General features: G+C 63.6%; 17 protein-coding genes. 10 read left to right on the top strand and 7 right to left on the bottom strand.

Translation table 11 applies throughout. The features are described from left to right. Window positions 1-39: 39 nt before the first annotated feature. Window positions 40-1,671, top strand: coding sequence for an NAD-dependent malic enzyme (locus ACQR1I_RS08630; protein WP_434870445.1), 1,632 nt, complete (start codon window positions 40-42; stop codon window positions 1,669-1,671). A gap of 93 nt (window positions 1,672-1,764) precedes the next feature. Here the strand turns inward: ACQR1I_RS08630 and rocF are convergent, their stop codons facing one another. Further along, window positions 1,765-2,730 carry an arginase gene (gene rocF / locus ACQR1I_RS08625; protein ID WP_434870382.1) on the bottom strand — a complete coding sequence of 322 codons (966 nt, stop codon included), beginning with the start codon at window positions 2,728-2,730 and terminating at the stop codon, window positions 1,765-1,767. Between the two features lie 222 nt (window positions 2,731-2,952). Between rocF and ACQR1I_RS08620 the strand changes: the two genes are divergently transcribed. Continuing rightward, window positions 2,953-3,213: a hypothetical protein gene (locus tag ACQR1I_RS08620; RefSeq protein ID WP_434870446.1), complete on the top strand. Its 261-nt coding sequence runs from the start codon at window positions 2,953-2,955 to the stop codon at window positions 3,211-3,213. Between the two features lie 12 nt (window positions 3,214-3,225). On the opposite strand, the gene ACQR1I_RS08615 is transcribed toward ACQR1I_RS08620, so the two are convergent. Then, window positions 3,226-4,383, bottom strand: coding sequence for an OpgC domain-containing protein (locus ACQR1I_RS08615; protein WP_434870383.1), 1,158 nt, complete (start codon window positions 4,381-4,383; stop codon window positions 3,226-3,228). A gap of 280 nt (window positions 4,384-4,663) precedes the next feature. Here ACQR1I_RS08615 and ACQR1I_RS08610 point away from each other — a divergent pair, with 280 nt between their 5' ends. The 3 genes from ACQR1I_RS08610 (at window position 4,664) to ACQR1I_RS08600 (ending at window position 5,797) form a co-directional block, all read left to right on the top strand. After that, a complete protein-coding gene (locus ACQR1I_RS08610) occupies window positions 4,664-4,912 on the top strand; it encodes a hypothetical protein (protein ID WP_434870447.1) in 249 nt (82 codons plus the stop codon). A gap of 280 nt (window positions 4,913-5,192) precedes the next feature. Further along, window positions 5,193-5,330, top strand: coding sequence for a hypothetical protein (locus ACQR1I_RS08605; protein ID WP_434870384.1), 138 nt, complete (start codon window positions 5,193-5,195; stop codon window positions 5,328-5,330). A gap of 179 nt (window positions 5,331-5,509) precedes the next feature. Next, window positions 5,510-5,797, top strand: a complete 288-nt coding sequence (locus ACQR1I_RS08600) for a c-type cytochrome (RefSeq protein ID WP_434870385.1) — start codon at window positions 5,510-5,512, stop codon at window positions 5,795-5,797. Window positions 5,798-5,877: 80 nt separating this feature from the next. Here the strand turns inward: ACQR1I_RS08600 and ACQR1I_RS08595 are convergent, their stop codons facing one another. From ACQR1I_RS08595 to ACQR1I_RS08585, 3 genes are all read right to left on the bottom strand, one after another. Then, on the bottom strand, window positions 5,878-6,231 hold the full coding sequence (locus ACQR1I_RS08595) for a phasin (protein ID WP_434870386.1): 354 nt from the start codon (window positions 6,229-6,231) through the stop codon (window positions 5,878-5,880). 85 nt (window positions 6,232-6,316) lie between these two features. Beyond that, the gene (locus ACQR1I_RS08590) at window positions 6,317-6,607 is read right to left on the bottom strand and encodes a hypothetical protein (RefSeq protein WP_434870387.1); all 291 of its coding nucleotides are present in this window, start codon (window positions 6,605-6,607) and stop codon (window positions 6,317-6,319) included. A gap of 234 nt (window positions 6,608-6,841) precedes the next feature. Then, a complete protein-coding gene (locus ACQR1I_RS08585) occupies window positions 6,842-7,858 on the bottom strand; it encodes a GlxA family transcriptional regulator (protein ID WP_434870388.1) in 1,017 nt (338 codons plus the stop codon). A gap of 63 nt (window positions 7,859-7,921) precedes the next feature. On the opposite strand from ACQR1I_RS08585, the gene ACQR1I_RS08580 reads away from it, so the two are divergent. From ACQR1I_RS08580 to ACQR1I_RS08565, 4 genes are read left to right on the top strand one after another with little or no spacing between them, the layout of a single operon-like run. Further along, window positions 7,922-8,632 (top strand): hypothetical protein, encoded by a 711-nt coding sequence (locus ACQR1I_RS08580; RefSeq protein ID WP_434870389.1) that lies wholly within the window; start codon window positions 7,922-7,924, stop codon window positions 8,630-8,632. After that, window positions 8,629-9,930, top strand: coding sequence for an MFS transporter (locus ACQR1I_RS08575; RefSeq protein ID WP_434888719.1), 1,302 nt, complete (start codon window positions 8,629-8,631; stop codon window positions 9,928-9,930). Before ACQR1I_RS08580 ends, ACQR1I_RS08575 begins: the two co-directional genes overlap by 4 nt. A 20-nt stretch (window positions 9,931-9,950) precedes the next feature. Continuing rightward, window positions 9,951-10,706 carry a YqcI/YcgG family protein gene (locus ACQR1I_RS08570; RefSeq protein WP_434870391.1) on the top strand — a complete coding sequence of 252 codons (756 nt, stop codon included), beginning with the start codon at window positions 9,951-9,953 and terminating at the stop codon, window positions 10,704-10,706. After that, window positions 10,703-11,023, top strand: coding sequence for a cupin domain-containing protein (locus ACQR1I_RS08565; RefSeq protein WP_434870392.1), 321 nt, complete (start codon window positions 10,703-10,705; stop codon window positions 11,021-11,023). The genes ACQR1I_RS08570 and ACQR1I_RS08565 overlap by 4 nt, the downstream gene beginning before the upstream one ends. 2 nt (window positions 11,024-11,025) lie before the next feature. On the opposite strand, the gene ACQR1I_RS08560 is transcribed toward ACQR1I_RS08565, so the two are convergent. After that, window positions 11,026-11,214, bottom strand: coding sequence for a hypothetical protein (locus tag ACQR1I_RS08560; protein ID WP_434870393.1), 189 nt, complete (start codon window positions 11,212-11,214; stop codon window positions 11,026-11,028). Window positions 11,215-11,649: 435 nt separating this feature from the next. Between ACQR1I_RS08560 and ACQR1I_RS08555 the strand changes: the two genes are divergently transcribed. Further along, window positions 11,650-11,883 (top strand): DUF6894 family protein, encoded by a 234-nt coding sequence (locus ACQR1I_RS08555; protein WP_434870394.1) that lies wholly within the window; start codon window positions 11,650-11,652, stop codon window positions 11,881-11,883. Between the two features lie 192 nt (window positions 11,884-12,075). On the opposite strand, the gene ACQR1I_RS08550 is transcribed toward ACQR1I_RS08555, so the two are convergent. Next, entirely contained in the window at window positions 12,076-13,131 is a 1,056-nt protein-coding gene (locus ACQR1I_RS08550) for a hypothetical protein (RefSeq protein WP_434870395.1), read from the bottom strand. Window positions 13,132-13,187 lie beyond the last annotated feature (56 nt).

Raw genomic sequence — 13,187 nt, 5'->3', positions numbered from 1 at the left:
AGGACCTCGGAGACTGCCGCCTTGACCCAACCGCAACGTATGAGCGCACCGACGCTCCCCACCTACTCCCCGCGCGGACTTGCGCTGCTCCGTGATCCACTGTTGAACAAGGGGACCGGGTTCACCGAGCAGGAGCGCGATGCGCTCGGTCTGCGCGGCTTTCTTCCTGCGGGCGTCATGTCGATGCAGGCGCAGGCGGAGCGGATTCTCGTCAACCTGCGCAGCCTCCCCGGCGATCTCGAGAAGTACGTGGCGCTCAATGCGCTGCACGATCGCAACGAAGCGCTGTTCTTCCGGGTGGTGTGCGACAACATCGACGAGATTCAGCCTCTGATCTACACGCCGACCGTCGGTCTCGCCTGTCAGAAATACGGGCTGATCTTCCAGCGGCCGCGCGGCCTGTTCATCTCCGCCAATGATCGCGGCCGGATCGCGGAGATCCTGGCCAACTGGCCGTATCGGGCGAAGCTCATCGTGGTCACCGATGGCGAGCGCATCCTCGGCCTTGGCGATCTCGGTGCCAACGGCATGGGCATTCCCGTCGGCAAGCTCTCGCTCTACTCGGCTTGCGCCGGCATTCATCCGGAGCAGTGCCTGCCGGTGATGCTGGATGTCGGGACCAATAACGAGGAGTTCCTCCAGGACCCCTACTACATCGGGTTGCGCCAGAAGCGCATCACGGGCGCGGCCTATGACGAGTTCGTCGACGAGTTCATGACGGCGGCGCGCGCGGCCTTTCCGGGTGTGCTGATCCAGTTCGAGGACTTTGCGAACCACGCCGCCTTCAAGCTGCTGCACAAATATCGCGACGACACCTGCGTCTTCAACGACGACATCCAGGGCACGGCAGCCGTAGCGCTGGCGGGCCTGTTCTCGGCGCTGCGCATCACCGGCGGCAAGCTTCGCGACCAGCGGGTGCTGTTCCTCGGCGCCGGCGAGGCCGCCACGGGCATCGCCGATCTCGTCGTCTCGGCCATGATGGCGGAAGGCCTGTCCGAAGCCGAGGCGCTGCGGCGCAACTGGCTGACGGACTCGCGCGGGCTCGTCATCAAGGGCCGCGAGAATCTGCACGGCCACAAGCTGCGCTATGCGCATGAGCAGGCGCCGATCGGAGACTTCCTGACCGCGATCAAGACGCTCAAGCCGACCGCGATCATCGGCGTGGCGGCGGTCGGGGGCGCCTTCACTCCCGACGTGCTGCAGACGATGGCCGAGCTCAACGAGCGCCCGATCATCTTTGCGCTGTCGAACCCGACCTCCAAGGCGGAGTGTTCGGCGGAGGCCGCCTATCGCTACACCCAGGGGCGCGCCTTGTTCGCCTGCGGCAGCCCGTATGATCCGGTCAAGCTCGACGGCAAGACCTTTGTGCCGCGCCAGGGCAACAACTCCTACATCTTCCCGGGCGTCGGGCTCGGCGCAATCGCCAGCGGTGCGCGGCTCGTGACGGACGAGATGTTCATGGCGGCGGCCCACACGCTCGCGAACTGCGTCACCGGCGCCGATCTCGAGCAGGGCAGCCTGTATCCCGCGCTCCCGCGCATCCGCGAGGTGTCCGCGCTGATCGGCGCGGCGGTTGCAGGGGTTGCCTATCAGAATGGGCTCGCCTCCGGACCCGCACCGAACGACCTGCTCGGCTTCGTCGAGTCCCAGATGTACGACGCACGCTACTGAGCCCGACGCGGCGGATGTCCTGCAGGCGATGGCAGGGCATCCGCTCCGGTTCGCCGTCGCTCGTATGGACTGCGCCTTTTCGAGCCTCGTTGCTCAGGCGATCGCATTGCTCGGTGTCGGCCGGTCGGTGATCTGCTGGCCGAACAGGCTGCCGATCAGTTCGACCGCGACCCGCGCCGTCTTGCCACGCTCGTCGAGGAAGGGATTGAGCTCGACGATGTCGACCGAGCGGACCAGGCCGGAATCGTGCAGCAGCTCCATGATGAGATGCGCCTCGCGATAGGTCGCGCCGCCCGGGACGGTGGTGCCGACGCCCGGCGCGACCTCGGGATCGAGAAAGTCGACGTCGAAGCTGACATGCAGGACTCCGTTGCGTGCGCGGACCTTGTCGAGAATCCGCCGCATCAGCACCCCGACGCCGAACTCGTCGATCGCCCGCATGTCCGCGATGCTGATGCGCCGCAGGCGCAACAGCTCCTTCTCCGCCTTGTCGATCGAGCGGATGCCGAACAGCTCGAGCTGCTCCGGCGGCAGGCTCGCCCGCGTCTCGTCACCGAGCAGCCCATCGAGGCCCGGCTCACCACAGAGAAACGCCGCCGACATGCCGTGCATGTTCGCCGTCAGCGTCGTCTCGGGCGTGTTGTAGTCCGCATGGGCATCGAGCCAGAGCACGAACAAGGCGCGTCCTTGCTCGCGCCAATGCCGTGCGACGCCGTTCACGGAGCCCATCGACAGTGAATGATCTCCGCCCAGGAACACCGGAATCGCCCCTGTCTGCGCCAGCTGATGGCTCCGGCGCGCCAGCACCCGGGACCAGCGCTGGATCTGGCGGTAGTGCTTCGCCCGGGTCGGCGGCTCGTCGTCGAGGTCCGCCATGTCGCTGATGCCGAGATCGCCATAGTCGGTGACCTCGAGCCCGAGGCTCTCCAGCAGCGAGACGAGCCCGGCCGTGCGAAGCGCAGCCGGTCCCATCAGCGTACCCCGCACGGACGCGCCGAGATCGATCGGGGCGCCAAGGATGGCGATGCGGTGAGGCGAGGCGTTGTCTGCAGGGGCCACGGTCTGGTCCTTTCATTGAGCAGGAGGAGCTTAGCTCGCCCGCGTGTGCGGCCGATGCCGGTTTCCCGCTCGATCCACCGGTTTCAAGAGACGTCAGGGATAGACGGAACCAATCACCTCAACCCGCATTTCTGGATCGCGACGGACGACTGTGTCCATACCCCCGATCGGACCGATGACAATCTCTCAACCCCGCCGATGAGCGTCGAGAAGGCAACCAAAGTGAGCAGCGAAACGTTCGAAACTCCTCCGCAGCCGGGCGTGGCCGAGCGCGCACTCGACACCGCGACCGACGTGTCCCGCTCTCTTGGCGAGGTGATGGGCACGCTCAGTGCAGCCGTTGACCGGCTGAGCGAGGTCGCACGGGACGCGCGGCGCCCGGGCACGGCCCTGTCGACCCTGAGCGCCATCACACGCGAGGCGCCGCTGGCAAGCCTGTTCGTGGCATTCCTGTTCGGTGTTGCGGTGGCGCGGCGGCGCTGACTTCGCGCTCGATCAGAACAGCCGCGGCCCGCGCCGGTCGAGCTTGGATTCCCAAGTCAGCAGCGTCGCTGCGATGACCATGAGGAGGATCCCGGCGGCGCTGACCAGCACCTGCATGGCGAAGCCGCCGGAGACGTCCGTCAGGACGACCTGCCCGATGAACGCAAGCAGCACACCCAGACAGTACATCGACAGCGAATTTTCCCCACACCTGATCATCGCAGCCATGACGGGCCTGATCCGCCCATGCCACTCGAGCGGCACCAGTCGCGACACGACGAAGGCCAGCGACAGGAAATGCAGCAGTCGCACCGGCGCCAGGTGGCTCTTGTAGATCGGATAGATCATGCCCATGACGCCGGAGGGAATCAGGCTTTCCAACGACTTGAACTCCCAGCTCAGCGCCATGAACAGACCGAACGTCAGAAAGGCGAGAGCCAGGATCAGCAGCACGCGTGAGTCCAGCAAGGGGCGCAGCCTTGCCGACCCGACATAGGCGTACCAGGCGCCGATCACGAACAGGAACTGCCAGGCAAACGGATTGAAGTAGAGTTCGCCGCTCGGCCAGGCCGGCACCTGCCAGCTGAACAGCTGCACCATCATGTAGAGTACGAACGAGGCCGACAGCGTCACGGTCGGACTGCTCATCATCATCCACAGCACGATGGGAAAGCAGATGTGGAGGATCGCGAATGTGAGCAGAATGTCGGTATTGACCGGCGCGAATTGCAGCATCGCGACATGCACGAGCGTGGGACCGGGCTCACGAAAGAAGAACCCGGTGTTGGTCTCGTCGATGAAGCGCGTTCCCTCTCCGATGACCCACACCAATGCCGTGTAGGCGAGCAGGAGCACCAGAAAGGCCGCATAGATTTCCCATGCACGGCGCATCGCGCGCACGATGGTGGTCGGCCATCCCCGCTCCGGCAAGGCGCCGCCATAGGCGAGCATGCACGTGTAACCGGAGATGAAGACGAACACTTCCGAGGTGTCGCTGAAGCCGTAGTTGCGCAGCGTCAGCCAGGCGAGCGAATTGTCCGGAACATGATCCACGAAGATGAACCACAGCGCGAGCCCCCGGCACGCATCGATGCGCAAGTCGCGTTTTCCGTCGCGGGTTCCAACTCCCACGCCATCAGCATTCGCAGGCTTTCGATCATCCGCCGTCAATGTGGGCCCCGTCGACGATATCAAACGTTGTTGCAGATTCCTGCTGCGTTGTCCGTGCCGGTTCGTCGCTTGGAACCCGCGGCTCTTACCGTTCACGCGGTGCGTGTGTGCACGTAAAACGTGCACACGAAACGTGACGCTCCTCGGAACATTTCCCGTGTTTGGGTGTTAACCACTTTACCTTCGTACGGCTGTCAATTGTTCCAGTCCCGTAGTTACCCGGATTGATTGTACGATGGTTAGACGTTGACTTGGAGTGGAAGAGTTAAAGGGGGGTTCCGTGATCCACCGAGGTGTCCAATATACGGTCGTCGCGACTGCTGAACCGGACATTTGGGAATGGCGGTACGAGTTCGGCGATCAGGTCAAGACTGGTCGGACTCAGACCAGGCTGGCCGCCCTTGCCGCACGGCGCGTGAAATCGAAGATCGATGCGGCGCTGCGCGCAGCGCAGTCCGGTTCCGTGCCTGCGGCCAATGTCGCTGAGCGGATGAGCATGTCCAAGGCGACGTCGCATGGGTTGACCTGACGCACTCCTCGGTCGGCGCTCCGGCGCCACCCTCAGGTCCCGGCTTTCCACCTGTTGAGACAGATCAAGGCGCCCGCGCCGGGATTTGTCATACTTATCAGATGGAAACTCTCGTATTTCGCTGCTCCCAGACGGGGTCAAACGTGCAGATCGGCGTGGTCGGGCCGCTGGTGGCCGACGATGCCTATTCGTACGAGGCCGTCGCATGTCCTTCATGCGGCCGCCTGCACCTCGTCAACAGGTGCACGGGAGAGATGCTGAGCGACAGAGGGGGTCGGACATGTCCTACGTTGCCCAGGAACTGACGACGGCCGCCGCCTCGCCCTTGCCATCTGTTATCGGCCGCCTAAGTGCGCTGATCAGGACGCTTCTCAGCCGGATTGATCTCTCGCATTTTCCCAAATCCTGCTGCAACTGATCTGACAGAGCGTTTCGGATCTGGCTGCGAAACGCTACTCCGCGCGCGTCTTCCCGCCGGCGAACGACCGGCCAGCCGGCTTGAGACCGGGTTTCTTCCGCGCGGCCTGACAACGAGCACTGGTGAACCACACGCGACCGGGGAGTGTCTGTATGCGCGTCTACGCAACGAGAGTTCTGATGGCTGCCCTCTTCACGACGGCGGCTGGCCCGGTCTGGGCCGCCGATGCCGATCACGGCGCTGACCTGGCGCGCCGCTGGTGCGCATCCTGCCATCTGGTCGAAGGAACGCAGAAGCAGGCCAGCGCCGACGTTCCGTCATTCGCTCAGATCGCGCAGAAGTCGGATTTCACGCCGGAGAAGGTCGCGTTCTTCCTGCTCGATCCGCATCCGAAGATGCCGAGCTTTCCACTGAACCGGCTCGAGGCGGCGGACATCGCGGCCTATATCGCCTCGCTTCGCAAGTAACGTCTTTCGATCGGCGGCATCTCGCCGCCGATCACCGGCCATCGCCGATGCATGCAATGGCCAGGACCGGGTTTGAGACCTTAGGATTTGGGCTCGGTGGCCTTGGTTGCCGCCGCCATGATTCCTGCGGTGATGGTCTTCATGTGTTCGCCGGCGTTCGTGAACTGGCTGCGCAGGAATTCCGACTGGATCCGCATGGCCTCCTCGAGCTCGGTGGCGTGAACGAGCTTGCGCGCGTGTTCGAAAGCGGTCTTGATGTTCTGCTCAGTGAGCGTCAGCGCCTGCTTCGACATGTCGGCGGCGGGGCCCGGAACAGAGGTGATCGATTTTCCGGCCGCGTCGAAAAACATTTCGAAGGCTCTTTCCGCCTGCGCAATGGTCTTCTCGGCAAGATCGCGCAGTTCGGCGGGCACTTCCAGCTTGGTTTGGGTCATTGTAGCGTCCTCCACGACGGACCCAACTACCACATCTGCCGTGCCGCGTCCCGGTCGATTTGCGGTCGCCGCCCACGGAGGGGCTTCACAGTGCGGCGCGCTCCCGCGCAATCCGCAGCGACAGCTCGATGGATGCGAGATGGCGATCATAGATCCGCCGCTCCTGCTCGCCCCGAACCAGGCCGAAGATCTCACGCGCATGCTGCAGGGCGAGATCGAGCAGGATGATCGTCCTGCGGATGTCGTCCTGACCTTCAGGTGGCCTCACCCGAGCGGCGCCGAGGCGGCCGGTTGCTGCGGCCGCAAGTTTGCCGTCGGAGTTCATCAGCGAAGGATCGGAGACGGCCCTTCGGCGAAAGGGTACGATGTTGGTCATGGCCTCTCCCCGCTGCTCCGCAATGCGGATGTGAATCAATTTTTCGATTTAATACACACAGCATTTTACTGAAGCCTTCGATCGATCGTACACGGCGCGGCCGCTCCGGCCGCATCGTCGCTGATGCGATTAACCCGAATGCAAAGCGGCGAGCCCAGCCGACGCTCACGGGCATCGGCGCTGACGGCTCCAAGACTCAGCTTGAAAAGCAAGGCTCAGCTTGAACAGCAAGGCTCAGCTTGAAAAGCGGCGACGGTATTCCGAGGGCGACACGCCGAGATGCCGCAGGAAGGCGCGGCGCATGCGCTCGTCGTCGCCGAAGCCGGCTCTCTGCGCGACCTCGACGACACTTCCGACCTGACGGCCCTCCAGCAGCAGCCTTGCCGTCTCGACCCGCAGCGCTTCGACGCCCTGCGCAGGCGTCATCCCGGTGCGGCTGAGGTAGGTGCGGGCAAATGTGCGCGGCGACATGCCGGCGCGTGCGGCCAGCGTCTCGACCCGCAGATCGCTCGCGATGTTCTCGATGATCCAGGCATGCAGCGAGCTGAAGCGGCCTTCGACATCGGAGGCCTGCGCAGCCAGCACCGTCGAGAACTGGCTCTGCCCTCCGGGGCGTTTGAGGAAGACCACCAGCCGCCGCGCGACGTCGAGCGCGATGGTGTGGCCGAAATCCTCCTCGATCATCGCCAGCGCGAGATCGATCCCGGCGCTGACACCAGCCGACGACCAGACGCGCCCATCCTGAACGAAGATGGCGTCCGGCTCGACCTTGACGTTGGGAAAGCTGTCCTGCAAGCGCGGACAATAGCGCCAATGTGTCGCAGCGCGCTTGCCTTCGAGCGCCCCGGCCCAGGCCAGCGCAAAGGCGCCGAGGCAGACCGATGCGATTCGGCGGGCGCCAGGCAGCACCTGCGAGATCCACCGCATCACGGTCTCGTCCTGCCGTACCTTCCAGATCCCGGGGCCGCCTGGGATCAGCAGCGTATCGACCCCATGCGGGTCGATCGCTTCGAGCGGCGCCGTATCGATCATCAGGCCGACATCGGTCGGAACCAGGCCGCCCTGCTCGGAGACGTAGCTCAGCGCGTACCCAGGGGCCGGCAGCTCGATCTCGGCAAGCTCGGCAAAAACCTGGGCCGGCCCGGAGACATCGAGCAGCGTGACTCCGGGAAAGGCCAGGATCGCGAGCCGTCTTTCGGCCCCGTCCGGACGCAGCGCGGACCGCCGCGGCTTGGCAGAATTCGAGGGCATATTGTCCTTTAAGCCATCGGACGCGCGCTTGTATAGCCTGACTTGCAGAGCTGGAGTTGTGCCATGGCGTTCAACCTGGATGGTCGATACCCGACGATCGCCTCCCCCTGGGACGACTACACCGTCTACGGCATCCACGATGCGTCGCACATCGAAGTGTCCGATCGGCAGCCGATCATGGACGCGATGAATGCAATCATTGCGGTTAACTGGAAAGCAACCGAGCCGCATTGGACCGCCGAGTCTTCGCCATTCGACGGCAGATTCAGTCTCGTTCTGGTCTACGATCACACTGGGCTGATCGCCTTTTCCGTCTACCGCGTGATGACCGTCGCACAGCGAATGGCGATCTACCGGAGTGGAACGGAGGTGCTGCCGGCACACCAGGGGCGTGGCCTGTATGGATTCTTTACCTCGCAGATTCTCAAGCATCCCGGCGCGACCCCGCACCGCGAGGCAATCCTCTATGGCTGGCGGACGCGCAATCCGATCGTGTGGGCTGCCAACGCCAGGATCTGCGAGAAGGTTGCGCCGTCGCTGCTCGACGACGCCGCTGATCCCGAACTGCAGGCCGCGGGCGTCGAGATGTGCGCCCGGCTCTACCCGGGCAAGCCGCTCGAGGTTCCCGGCATGATCATGCGCGGCGCCTACGGACACATCGAGCACATTCGGCAGGACTATCGCGGCACGGCCTCCCTCGTGGAGCAAGCCATGTCGCGCATCATCCCGAACTCGGCCGACGCGCTGTTCTCGATCGGCTACGCGAGGGCATGATGGCGGCGCTCGGACAACAGGCCGTCTCTGCTCCATCGATCAGGCTTGCGGACCGCGCCTATGTCGCATGGTCGGCGGTTGCCTTCGCCTATGCGATCGCTTTCCTGCAGCGGATGTCGCCGCAGACGGTCGGCCTCAGCTTCATGCGCGACTTCGGCACCGATGCATCGGGCGTCGCGATGCTCGCCTCCAGCTATTTCTGGGGCTACACGTTGATGCAGATTCCCGCAGGCCTGCTGGTCGACCGCTATGGCGTCAAGCGCGTCGTCCTGTGCAGCATGGCCGCCTCGGTAGTCGGCAGCTTCGCTTTCGCGCTGGCGCCCACCCTGGCCACCGTGTTCATCGCGCGGCTGATCGTCGCCTGCGGCGACGCGCTGGTCTTCACCGCGCTGTTGAAGCTGGTCGCGCAGAGCTTCTCCGACGAGCGCTTCGGACTGATGTCCGGCATCTCCCAGGTGTCGGGCTACGCCGGCGGCGTTGTCGCCACCACCCCGCTCGCGGCCGCGGTCAGCGGCTTTGGCTGGCGCGCCTGCTTCATCGTCATCGCATGCGTCGGCCTCGCCAATCTCGGTTGCGCAGCAGTCGCATTGAAGGCCACACCGGCCAACCAGAACGCAAAGACGCTGACGAGCGTGCTGCAGGCGAGCTGGCTCGCGTTGGGGTCAGCCGCGAATTGGGGCTGCGCGATGAGCTTCGCGTCGCATTTTGCCGTCGTCACCACGCTGGCTGGCGTCTGGGGGATCCCGATGGTGTCGCACTATTTCGGCATCTCGGCATCCGCCGCCGGCGGTCCGCTGCTCGCATTCATGGTCGGCAATGCGATCGGATCGATCTTCCTCGGCCACGCGGCCGATCGAACCCGATCGCTGGATACAGCGTTGATACGCATCAGCCTGCTGCGCATGCTGCTGGTCGCGATGCTGCTACCGGCGATCGCTCACACCTTTGGGCTGCTCTATGTCGGCGTGGTGTTTGCGGTGCTTGGGCTGGTGGCCGGCGGCACCGTGCCCCTGATTTTGAAATGCACCAAGCATCTCTACACGGCGGAACGGATCGGCGTCGGCGCGTCGATCAACACGACGTCCGCCGGCATCTTCGCCGGGCTTGCGCAGCCGGTGATCGCTTTCGCCATGGTGGCCGCAAGCGGTCTTCATGCCGGACCGGACACGAAGCTGCATGCCGTCGCGAACGACGCAGGCTACGCCACCTTGATCGCAATCCTGTTGCTGATGTCGCTGCCGGGAATTCTCGGCCCGCTGATGATGAGGCGAAAATTGATACTGGGTAAGCAAGCATAAAAAGAACAGAGAGGGTCAGTATGTCGCGTTTGTATTTGAGAAAGGACGAGGTCCGCGCCAGCTATCAGGTCAGCAGCTGGCAAAGTGTGCTGTTTTCGGAATTCGAAGCTCAAATGAGCAGCGATGCGCGCCCTTTTCCCTGCATATTCGGCGTGGCCGGCTATCGCCACGACCAGCTCCGCTATCTGTTCCTGGACCCCCTCGACGTCGACACTCTCGGCAAGCAGCTCGCTCTCTTCGTATCGGAATGTCGCTCGCATGGACCGAACACATCGCTCGTCCTGTTCACGCGCCCGCGTCCGGTCCAGACTCTCGATGCCTACTACAAGAAGTTCTGGCGGATCCTCGATCAACTGGCGCGGATCGACAAGAAGCCCTGGCCCGAAGAGATCCCGCAGGCCGTCGATGATCCGATGTGGGAGTTTTCGTTTGCCGGCGAGCCGATCTTCGTCGTCTGCAGCACGCCGGCGCATGTGATGCGGCAAAGCCGGCGCTCGAGCGCCTTCATGCTCACGTTTCAGCCTCGCTGGGTGTTCGAGAAGATTCTCGGCACCGACCAGGCTGCCGCCAAGTCGTTCGGCGAAGTACGCAAGCGGCTGGTGCCATTCGATACGACGACGCCGTCGCCCCTGCTCGGGCGCTACGGCAACCCGGAAGGGCGCGAGTACAAGCAGTACTTCCTCTACGACGAAAACCAGCCGCCGCCGGCGTGTCCCTTCCACAAGCTCGCGCAGACCAAGCCGCCTTCGATCGAAGACAAGGAGCAGGCCGCATGACCCAGATCATCGCCGGAACGAAGACCGAATTCACGATCGATCCCGATATCCTGGCGCTGCTGCCGCGTCAGGGCTGCATCGAACTGCAGCACGATGCGGCCGGAAAGGTTCATTCCTTTCACACGCATCCCGTCGACGAAATCCTCGTGGTGATCCGGGGACGGCTGACCTTCAGGTGGGAAGGCGGCGAACGCATCTGCAGCGCCGGAGACAAGATCCTGCTGCCAGCCGGGACGCTGCACGAATCGGAAGCTCTGGATGATGCGATCTACGCGATCGCAACGCAGCCGGCGGCCGCGAGCAAAGAGAAAGGATGACGTCAGGACAGGGGACGGTCGGTTTCCGATGAGTGCTCTGACGTCAGCCGCTCAACCAATTCGATCACTTCAACACGCTGGCCGGGCGCCAGCTGCAGGAAAGCCTTCAACAGCCGAAGGCTTTCCACCGCATCGCTCGATGGGGCTCCGAGCTTAGTGTGCAGCTCCGCGATGAATGTCGAATTCTTCATCTCGCACCTTTGACAGGAAACGGTAATGCCAGTCCTTAGCAAACGTGAAGGCCTTGCGCGCAAGGTTGATACTGCAGCCATCGAGGCCGAGAGCCTCGGTTTGACGACAGCGACCTTGATCCTCCGAATGGCCCGCCTGGAAATCGACCGCGCGGAACCCGACGAGGTTGAAAGTATGCCAGCGAACAACTCCTGCAGCAAGCCAAACTGACCAGTCGGTCGATTTTGGCGGCACAATTTGAGCTTTCTGGCAGTTTCTGGCTACCGAAGCCAGCGAAAATGGTCGATTGGCGAACACCAGAGCGGATTACGGTGGAGGTAAGCTTGTCCTCCACATTAGAGGTCTTCTATACTTTGCCCGGGAGGACGATGGGTTGCGGATTTCGTGAGGGCTCCGCAGTCCCATTCCCGCGACAAAGTGGCTGCAGGAAGACCATGCGAACGTATTATTTCGACATGAAGGACGGCGTTCCGACCCGAGACCGCACCGGTCTCGAGTTCGCGACCCGCGCCGGAGCGATCGAGCATAGCCGGGATCTCGCCCGGCGGCTTCGTCACGATCCGCGCATCACGGATCGCAGACTATCGATCGTGGTGGTCGACGAGTCCGGCGCGGAAGTTCACCGCGAACCGGTCTATCCCGCGATCGCCAAAGCCAGCCTGTCCTGATTTTTCATCACGACGCCGGCCAATCCCGGCCTATGCCGCAAGTTTCCACCTATCGTCGAGAGCAAGGCCCTACACACAACCATTAAGTGTGCATTCCGACGAAAATCATATCGGCCGCACGATAGATCCAGGCATTGCGCGACGCCATTTCAACGCCGATACGTCCGGACTTCGGGCCGTCCAGTTCTCATTTCATTGCTGCTTTTCCCAGAACGACAGCAGCCCCTGCGAAGCGGAGCCGCCGATCACGCAGGGAATTCCGACGGCGACCTGGCCGAGGGCAGCCGCCGAGACGCAGCCGAGCGCCAGAGCCCCCACCCCGAGTTGCCCCCAGAAGTCCATGTTGCGGCGTGCGTCGGAGCCCTTGATCTTGAGTTCCTCGACCGCGGCGACGGCGTCCTTGCGCACCGCGCCGAGCTGTACCGTGTCGGCGGCCTCGACGACCTCGGCCAGCGGCGCCTTGACCGGACCGGTCTGCCGCGCCAGCTCGCTGCGCAGATAGTCGCGCAGGCCGGCGTCGCGCACCGAATAGCTGGCGAGCGTATAGCGCGCCATGCTGCCGATCGTCAGCTTGTCGACCGTGTCGCGGCTCTTGGACCACGGCAGCATCTGCACGATGCGCTGGATCGGCACATGCGAGCCCGTCGCGAAGTAGTAGCCCCAGAGAATGTCGAGCAGATCCTGGTGGGTCGCGTAGCTCAGCCGGGTATCGAGCTTGCGCTCTTCCTTCTTGAACGGGTTCTGCGTCATCGCACCGCGCAGCTTGTCCATCATGCCGGGCTTGGTTTCCTCGAGAGGAATCTCCATCAGCGTCTGCTGCGTGCCGCTCAGATAGCCCTCGATCATGACGCGACGGCCCGGCATCTTCGGCGCGACCTTGCGCATGAGGTTGCGCCAGTCCGGAACTCCCGAATAAGCGATCGCGCGAACGATCACCCATTCCTCCTCGGGAGGAACGGGGAAGAAGCTGGTTACGAGCTGCTCGGCCTTGGCGGGGTTTGAGCCGATGGCCCCTGCGATGAAGCCGAGATAGATGCCCGCGTTCTCCGGCTCCTTGAACGTCTGAGAGTGGAACATGACGCGGACCGCCGCAGGCACGTGCGCGTAGTCAGGCTTGGTCCGATAGTTGTAGATCCATTGCTGGACCACAGCGAGCGACGTCTGCGGATCGATCTCCGGAACGGGCGCCGCCGCGACGACGGATTGCAGGAAAGTACAGGCGATGAGGGCCAGCGCGATCACTCGCATGGTCTGCTCCCATTGACACACGCCACATCAGGCTCGGCGACAGGACCGCACGAGCA

It is taken from the genome of Bradyrhizobium sp. HKCCYLS2038 (genome assembly GCF_051167655.1).
In the GTDB taxonomy this organism is placed as follows: domain Bacteria; phylum Pseudomonadota; class Alphaproteobacteria; order Rhizobiales; family Xanthobacteraceae; genus Bradyrhizobium.
This window is presented reverse-complemented; position numbering and strand designations above follow the sequence as displayed.